Origin of the sequence: Pseudomonas sp. NFACC46-3 (genome assembly GCF_900114515.1) — a bacterium.
Taxonomy (GTDB): Bacteria; Pseudomonadota; Gammaproteobacteria; order Pseudomonadales; family Pseudomonadaceae; genus Aquipseudomonas; species Aquipseudomonas fluorescens_Q.
Genome location: NZ_FOTH01000071.1, coordinates 1 through 7,010 on the forward strand (window position 1 = coordinate 1; position 7,010 = coordinate 7,010).

The 7,010-nt window shown below is 61.5% G+C and carries 6 protein-coding genes; 4 read left to right on the plus strand and 2 right to left on the minus strand.

Annotated features, from left to right (window positions below):
- Positions 1–825 precede the first annotated feature (825 nt).
- Entirely contained in the window at positions 826–1,542 is a 717-nt protein-coding gene (locus BM300_RS29625) for an SIMPL domain-containing protein (protein ID WP_092224258.1), read from the minus strand.
- A 370-nt stretch (positions 1,543–1,912) separates the two neighbouring features.
- Between BM300_RS29625 and BM300_RS29630 the strand changes: the two genes are divergently transcribed.
- The 4 genes from BM300_RS29630 (at position 1,913) to BM300_RS29645 (ending at position 6,689) form a co-directional block, all read left to right on the plus strand.
- Positions 1,913–3,175, plus strand: a complete 1,263-nt coding sequence (locus BM300_RS29630) for an ATP-binding protein (RefSeq protein WP_092149047.1) — start codon at positions 1,913–1,915, stop codon at positions 3,173–3,175.
- A complete protein-coding gene (locus tag BM300_RS29635; protein WP_003177957.1) occupies positions 3,168–3,728 on the plus strand; it encodes a response regulator transcription factor in 561 nt (186 codons plus the stop codon). The genes BM300_RS29630 and BM300_RS29635 overlap by 8 nt, the downstream gene beginning before the upstream one ends.
- Positions 3,729–3,979: 251 nt before the next feature.
- Positions 3,980–5,707: an ABC transporter ATP-binding protein/permease gene (locus tag BM300_RS29640; RefSeq protein ID WP_092464701.1), complete on the plus strand. Its 1,728-nt coding sequence runs from the start codon at positions 3,980–3,982 to the stop codon at positions 5,705–5,707.
- A gap of 235 nt (positions 5,708–5,942) precedes the next feature.
- The gene (locus tag BM300_RS29645) at positions 5,943–6,689 is read left to right on the plus strand and encodes a FadR/GntR family transcriptional regulator (RefSeq protein ID WP_003197797.1); all 747 of its coding nucleotides are present in this window, start codon (positions 5,943–5,945) and stop codon (positions 6,687–6,689) included.
- A 79-nt stretch (positions 6,690–6,768) separates the two neighbouring features.
- Here BM300_RS29645 and BM300_RS31230 read toward each other — a convergent pair.
- Positions 6,769–7,010: hypothetical protein (locus tag BM300_RS31230; RefSeq protein ID WP_218190633.1), on the minus strand; the 242-nt coding region annotated here is incomplete at its 5' end.

Genomic DNA, 7,010 nt, shown 5'->3' on the forward strand with positions numbered 1-7,010 from the left:
GAGGCGGCCTGACAGCCGGCCTGGATTTTGTTGACCGGGTACATATCCATTCCTGCGGTAACGGCTACTTAGGGTTCCGCCCTGACGGCGGGTCACTTTCGAAAATCCGGAAGCCGGCCCAGGCGAAAGTAACCAAAGCGCTTTAGCCCCACCACTCGGTGCCTCGCCTAGGCTCGGCATGCCCTCACTCCGGCATTGCTCCGTGGGCCCGCTGCGAAGGGCCATCCATGGCCCAGCGCAGCTATCCCGGCATCCATGCCGGGATGCCCACTCCACAATGCCTGCGTTCGGCCAGCGTGGTTAACGGGGCGCCGAGATCAACGTCCACCGCGAGGCGGCCTGATAGCCGGCCTGGTTCCCACGGTCGTACTCCGATCCAATTTGTGGGAGCGGTCTCGCCCGCGAAGGCGGCTTGAAAGCCCAAGTGTGAAATCTGAGCATTTCATACCTAAGGAAAATATTTTGACTTTTCAAGGTGGTCGAATTTGTCGCTGTCCACATTCCATAAAACGTGGACAGCTTTCTCGCGCTGTTTTGGGAAATGTCAAAAACTATTCTGCGAATCCGTTTCTGAGAAAGAACCCTGCGGAGGTTGAGGCAATACGCCTCTGCTCAGCTGAACACCAACCCCGTGGCGAGGGAGCTTGCTCCCGCTGGGGCGCGAAGCGGCCCTAAAAGCAGCGACTCCATTCATCTGACACAACGCGGCGCCGGGGTTGGGTCTGCTGCGCAGCCCAGCGGGAGCAAGCTCCCTCGCCACGGGGAGCGCCGATGCTGGAGGTTAGCGTTCAGCCAGCAGAGAACTGGCTGAGCCGCTGCCCATCATTACTGCATCGACACCTCAACCACCCCATCCGCCGTCATGGTCACCTTGCTGGTGCCCGCTTCCACGTCAGGCGTCACGGACTCCGCATCCATGGACGCGCCTTTCATCATCATTTGCGGGCGCATGAACGGTTGTGGATAACCGTTGGTATTGAAGTTCAGGTTGACGATCTTGTAACCCTTGCCGCCCAGGGCCTCGGTGGCCAACTGGGCGCGGGCCTTGAAGGCGTTGACGGCGTCTTTGAGCAGGGCGTCTTCGCTGCCCTGGCGGGTGGCGGTGGCGATGGCGAAGTCCATGCCGCCCATTTTCATGTCGCCCAGCAGCTCGCCGGTGAGTTTGGACAGGGCGGCGAAGTCTGCGCTTTCCAGACGCAGTTCGGCGCGTTCACGCCAGCCGGTGATTTTCTGGCCCTTGTTGTCGTATATCGGGTAGCTGTTACGGCTGCCCTGGCGCAGGGTAATGCCCTTGACCTCTTTGGCCTGGCCGATGGCTTTGTTCACCGTGGTGCTGACAGCAGCGGCGAGTTTGGCCGGGTCGGTGTTCTGTTCTTCGGTGTAGAGGGTCACGATCATCAGGTCGCGGGCCACTTCCTGGCTGACTTCGGCGCGCAGGGAAATCTGGTTGTAGTGCAGCTCATCGGCGGCCAGGGCCGGCAGGCTGGCGAGGGTGCCGAGGCTGAGGGCAAGCAGGGCAGCGGGGCGACTGAACGTGTGCATGAAAGCTCCTTGGGATGAGGCGCAGGGGTGATGTCCGGGCCTGCGTGAAGGATAAGACTCTAGCTTTTATGGGTGGGTTCGCACAGTTACAACTTCTATACAGATACCTGAAGCCAATGAAGATCCCCTGTGGCGAGGGAGCTTGCTCCCGCTGGGCTGCGCAGCAGACCCAAACCTGACACCTCGGTGTGTCAGACAGATTGAGTCGCTGCTGTTGGGGCCGCTTCGCGGCCCAGCGGGAGCAAGCTCCCTCGCCACAGGGGGAAAGGTGACATTTGGAACTGTGGCGCTTTGCCGCATAGCTGCCGCTGCAACCCGCGCCTTGGTTATACTCCGTGCGATTCGCCTGGAGCGCTCATCAGGAGAGCTCATGCTCGCCCCTTTGCAAATGACATCCGCCTCTCGCCAGAACCTCTGGCGCCTGACATTCATCCGCATTCTGGTCCTGGCGGCCCAGGCCGGCTCGGTGGGGCTCGCCTATTGGTTCGACCTGCTGCCGCTGCCCTGGCTGCAACTGGCGATCACCCTGGTCTGTTCCAGTGTGCTCTGCGCGCTGACGGCCGTCCGCCTGCGCACCTCGTGGCCGGTGACCGAGCTTGAATACGCCGTGCAACTGGCCTGTGACCTGTTTATCCACAGCGCGCTGCTGTATTTCTCCGGCGGCTCCACCAACCCCTTCGTCTCTTATTACCTGGTGCCGCTGACCATCGCCGCGGTGACGTTGCCGTGGCGCTATTCGCTGATTCTTTCCGGTATCGCCCTGGCGCTGTATACCTTGTTGCTGGCGCGGTTCTACCCGCTGGAAACCTTTCCCATCGCTCGGGAAAACCTGCAGATCTACGGCATGTGGCTGAGTTTCGCCCTGGCCGCGGCAGTCATTACGTTTTTTGCGGCGCGCATGGCCGAGGAGCTGCGCCGCCAGGAAGAACTGCGGGCCATTCGCCGTGAAGAGGGCCTGCGGGACGAGCAATTGCTGGCCGTGGCGACCCAGGCCGCCGGTGCCGCCCATGAATTGGGCACGCCGCTGGCGACCATGAGCGTGCTGCTCAAGGAGATGCGCCAGGATCATCATGATCCAGCATTGCAGGAAGATCTCAGCGTGTTGCAGGATCAGGTCAAGCTCTGCAAGGAAACGCTGCAATACTTGGTACGCGCGGCCGAGGCCAACCGCCGGCTGGACATCGACATGCAAGCAGTCACCTTCTGGCTCGACGATGCCCTGAACCGCTGGCACCTGATGCGCCCGGAAGCCAGTTATCGCTTCCAATGCCTGGGCAAGGGCGTGGTACCGCGCATGGCGCCGCCGCCGGACCTGACCCAGGCGCTGCTGAACCTGCTGAACAACGCCGCCGACGCTTGCCCCGAAGGGCTGGAAGTGGCGTTGGATTGGAATGCCTATGAGCTGACCATCAGTATTCGCGACCACGGCGCCGGTGTGCCGCTGGCGATTGCCGAGCAGATCGGCAAGCCGTTCTATACCACCAAGGGCAAAGGTTTCGGCCTGGGCCTGTTTTTGAGCAAAGCCAGCGTGACACGCGCCGGCGGCTCGGTGAAACTCTACCCCCATGAGGAAGGCGGCACGCTCACCGAGCTGCGCCTGCCCCATGCCGACCGAGGAGACGAATATGAGTGACGAGATCCAAGTCGACGGCGAAGAACTGCCGCACCTGTTGCTGGTGGATGACGACGCCACGTTCACCCGCGTGATGGCCCGGGCCATGTCCCGTCGCGGTTTTCGCGTCAGCACCGCAGGTTCTGCCGAAGAAGGCCTGACCATCGCCCAGGCCGACCTACCGGACTACGCCGCCCTGGACTTGAAAATGGACGGCGATTCGGGATTGGTGCTGCTGCCCAAGCTGCTGGAGCTGGACCCGGAGATGCGTGTGGTGATCCTCACCGGTTATTCGAGCATCGCCACCGCGGTCGAGGCCATCAAGCGCGGTGCCTGCAATTACCTGTGCAAACCGGCGGACGCCGATGATGTACTGGCGGCGCTGTTGTCCGAGCACGCCGACCTCGACACCCTGGTGCCGGAAAACCCCATGTCGGTGGATCGCCTGCAGTGGGAGCACATCCAGCGGGTGCTGACCGAGCACGAAGGCAATATCTCCGCGACGGCCCGCGCCCTGGGCATGCACCGGCGGACGTTGCAGCGCAAATTGCAAAAGCGTCCCGTGCGTCGCTGAACCTGCGCTGAACAGGTGTTGTCCACCCTCGCGACACATCGGGCCGTTGCTTTATGATCGGCCCCAGCGTCATGTATCACAAATACTGTTCCTTTTTGACGGCGTCTGTTGCCGTCATGCTGCGTCGCCGCTCCTCGCCATAGCGGGCTATGACTCGTCGCGGCGCCTTGCCTGACGACAACAGCCACTCGTCAAAAAGAAACGTATTTGCGAAACATGACACTAGTTCTTTTCCCTATTGAGCCTTAACCATGAATCAGAACGCTGAATATTCCGCGGTCAATGACGCGGTGCGCGGCCAGTTTTTCCGCCGTGTCTGGCAAATGACCACGCCGTACTGGCGCAGTGAGGAGAAGGGCAAGGCCTGGACGCTGTTGATCGCCGTCATCGCACTCTCGCTGTTCAGCGTGGCGATCTCGGTGTGGGTCAACAGTTGGTACAAGGATTTCTACAACGCCCTGCAGGAGAAGAACAGCGCGGCGTTCTGGCAGTTGATCCTGTACTTCTGTGGTATCGCGGCGGTGGCGATCCTGGGCGCCGTTTATCGCTTGTACCTCACGCAGATGCTCACCATCCGCTGGCGGGCCTGGCTCACCGAGCAGCATTTCGCCCGTTGGCTCAGTGACAAGAACTATTACCGGCTGGAGCAGGGCGGCTACACCGATAACCCGGACCAGCGGATTTCCGAAGACCTCAACAGTTTCACCACCAACACCCTGAGCCTGGGCTTGGGATTGCTGCGCACCGTGGTCAGCCTGGTGTCGTTCTCGATCATTTTGTGGGGCGTGTCGGGCAGCATCGAGGTGCTCGGCTACACCATCCCGGGCTACATGTTCTGGTGCGCGCTGGTGTATGCGGCGGTGGGCAGCTGGCTGACGCACCTGATCGGCCGACGCCTGATCGGTCTGAACAACAACCAGCAACGCTTCGAAGCCGACCTGCGTTTTTCCATGGTACGGGTGCGTGAAAACGCCGAGAGCATTGCGCTGTACAACGGCGAGCCGAACGAGCACCGTCGCCTGAGCGGGCGTTTCGGCCTGGTCTGGCACAACTTCTGGGACATCATGCGGGTGTCCAAGCGCTTGACGTTCTTCACCTCCGGCTACGGCCAGATCGCGATCATCTTCCCGTTCATCGTCGCCGCGCCGCGTTATTTCGCCGGCAAGATCCAATTGGGCGAGCTCATGCAGATCAACTCGGCGTTCGGCAATGTGCAGGAGAACTTCAGCTGGTTCATCAGCGCCTACGCCGACCTCGCCGCGTGGCGCGCCACCTGCGATCGTCTGCTGAGTTTCCGCCAGGCCATGAGCGACAACGAAGACCGCGTGCCGGCCATTGACGTACAAAACCAGGGCGATGGGTTGAAGGTTCAGCACTTGGGGTTGGACTTGGCCGATGGTCGCCATCTGCTCGATAACGCCGACATGACCGTGGAACCGGGCGAGCGGGTGATGCTCAGTGGCCGTTCGGGCAGTGGTAAATCGACCCTGCTGCGGGCGATGGGGCATCTGTGGCCGGCGGGGCACGGGACGATCCGGCTTCCGGCCGCGCGTTACCTGTTCCTGCCGCAGAAGCCTTATCTACCGATTGGCAGCCTGCGTGAGGTATTGAGTTATCCACAGGCCGGCGATATCTACCCCAACGAACGTTATGTCCAGGTGCTGGAAACCTGCCGCCTGCCGCACCTGATTGCGCGGCTGGATGAAAGCAACCACTGGCAGCGCATGCTCTCGCCCGGCGAGCAACAACGCCTGGCCTTTGCCCGTGCATTGCTTTATGCACCGCAATGGTTGTACATGGACGAAGCCACGTCGGCGATGGATGAAGAAGACGAAGCCACGCTGTACCAGGCGCTGATCGACCAGTTGCCGGGTTTGAGCATCGTCAGCGTTGGCCACCGAAGCAGTTTGAAACGTTTCCATCCGCGACATGTGCGTATCGAAAATGGCCAACTGGTGGAGCGCACTGTGACCGCTTGATGACCATCGCCGAATATTGTTGTGGCGAGGGGATTTATCCCCGCTGGGCTGCGTAGCAGCCCCTTGATTGGTCTGGATTGGGGCCTGTGATTTGATGGGGCGCTTTGCGCCCAACGGGGATAAATCCCCTCGCCACAACGGTCATCCTCAACGAGGGCTGTCCGGTGGGACGGTGATCGTACAACCACGTTGCGCTATGATGTTGCCATTCAGCCGTTTACCGAGACACAGCCCCATGGAAAACCCGATCGAAGTACCACGCTTTCCCCGCAAGCGCCGCAGCCTGGCGCAGGAGCTGGTGACGGTGTTGACCGAGCAGATTCGCGACGGCCTGCTCAAGCGCGGCGATAAATTGCCCACCGAGTCGGCGATCATGGAAGCCCATGGCGTCAGCCGAACCGTGGTGCGCGAGGCGATTTCCCGCTTGCAGGCGGCCGGCCAGGTGGAAACCCGCCATGGCATCGGCACTTTCGTGCTGGACACGCCGAGCCCGAGCGGTTTTCGCATCGACCCGGCCACCGTGGTCACCTTGCGTGACGTGCTGGCGATCCTGGAGTTGCGCATCAGCCTGGAAGTGGAATCCGCCGGGTTGGCGGCGCAGCGGCGCAGCGACGAGCAACTGGCCGCCATGCGCGCCGCCCTCGACGCCTTGAACGAAAGCGCCGCCCACGCCAGCGATGCGGTGGCCTCGGACTTCGCCTTCCACCTGGAAATCGCCCTGTCCACCGGCAACCGCTACTTCACCGACATCATGACCCACCTGGGCACCAGCATCATTCCGCGTACCCGGGTGAACTCGGCGCGCCTGGCCCACGATGACCAGCAGCGCTACATGAACCGCCTGAGCCGTGAGCACGAGGAGATCTACGACGCCATCGCCCGCCAGGACTCCGAGGCGGCGCGTGCGGCCATGCGTTTGCACCTGACCAACAGCCGTGAAAGGCTGCGCCAGGCCCATGAAGAGGCGCAGGCGCAGGGCTGAAGACGCTGGTGACAGGATGCTTTTGTGGCGAGGGAGCTTGCTCCCGCTGGGCTGCGCAGCAGCCCCCTCTCAAGCTCACTCAATCAACCTGATCCACCGCGTCGCCGGGTTCCAGGGCCGCTTCGCGGCCCAGCGGGAGCAAGCTCCCTCGCCACGGGGAATTGGGTACGGCGTGGGTTAAGGGAATGCCTCGAATCAGTGTCAGATTCAAGAGCAAATCGGTTGGTCGAGCGGGATGCTTTTGAGCTTTTGAGCTTTTGAGCTTTTGAGCTTTTGAGCTTTTGAGCTTTTGAGCTTTTGAGCTTTTGAGCTTTTGAGCTT

What these genes read in the sequence shown, in the direction of transcription:
- BM300_RS29625 (WP_092224258.1), bottom strand. Translation starts at nt 1,542, where the DNA reads ATGCACACGTTCAGTCGCCCCGCTGCCCTGCTTGCCCTCAGCCTCGGC.
- BM300_RS29630 (WP_092149047.1), top strand. Translation starts at nt 1,913, where the DNA reads ATGCTCGCCCCTTTGCAAATGACATCCGCCTCTCGCCAGAACCTCTGG.
- BM300_RS29635 (WP_003177957.1), top strand. Translation starts at nt 3,168, where the DNA reads ATGAGTGACGAGATCCAAGTCGACGGCGAAGAACTGCCGCACCTGTTG.
- BM300_RS29640 (WP_092464701.1), top strand. Translation starts at nt 3,980, where the DNA reads ATGAATCAGAACGCTGAATATTCCGCGGTCAATGACGCGGTGCGCGGC.
- BM300_RS29645 (WP_003197797.1), top strand. Translation starts at nt 5,943, where the DNA reads ATGGAAAACCCGATCGAAGTACCACGCTTTCCCCGCAAGCGCCGCAGC.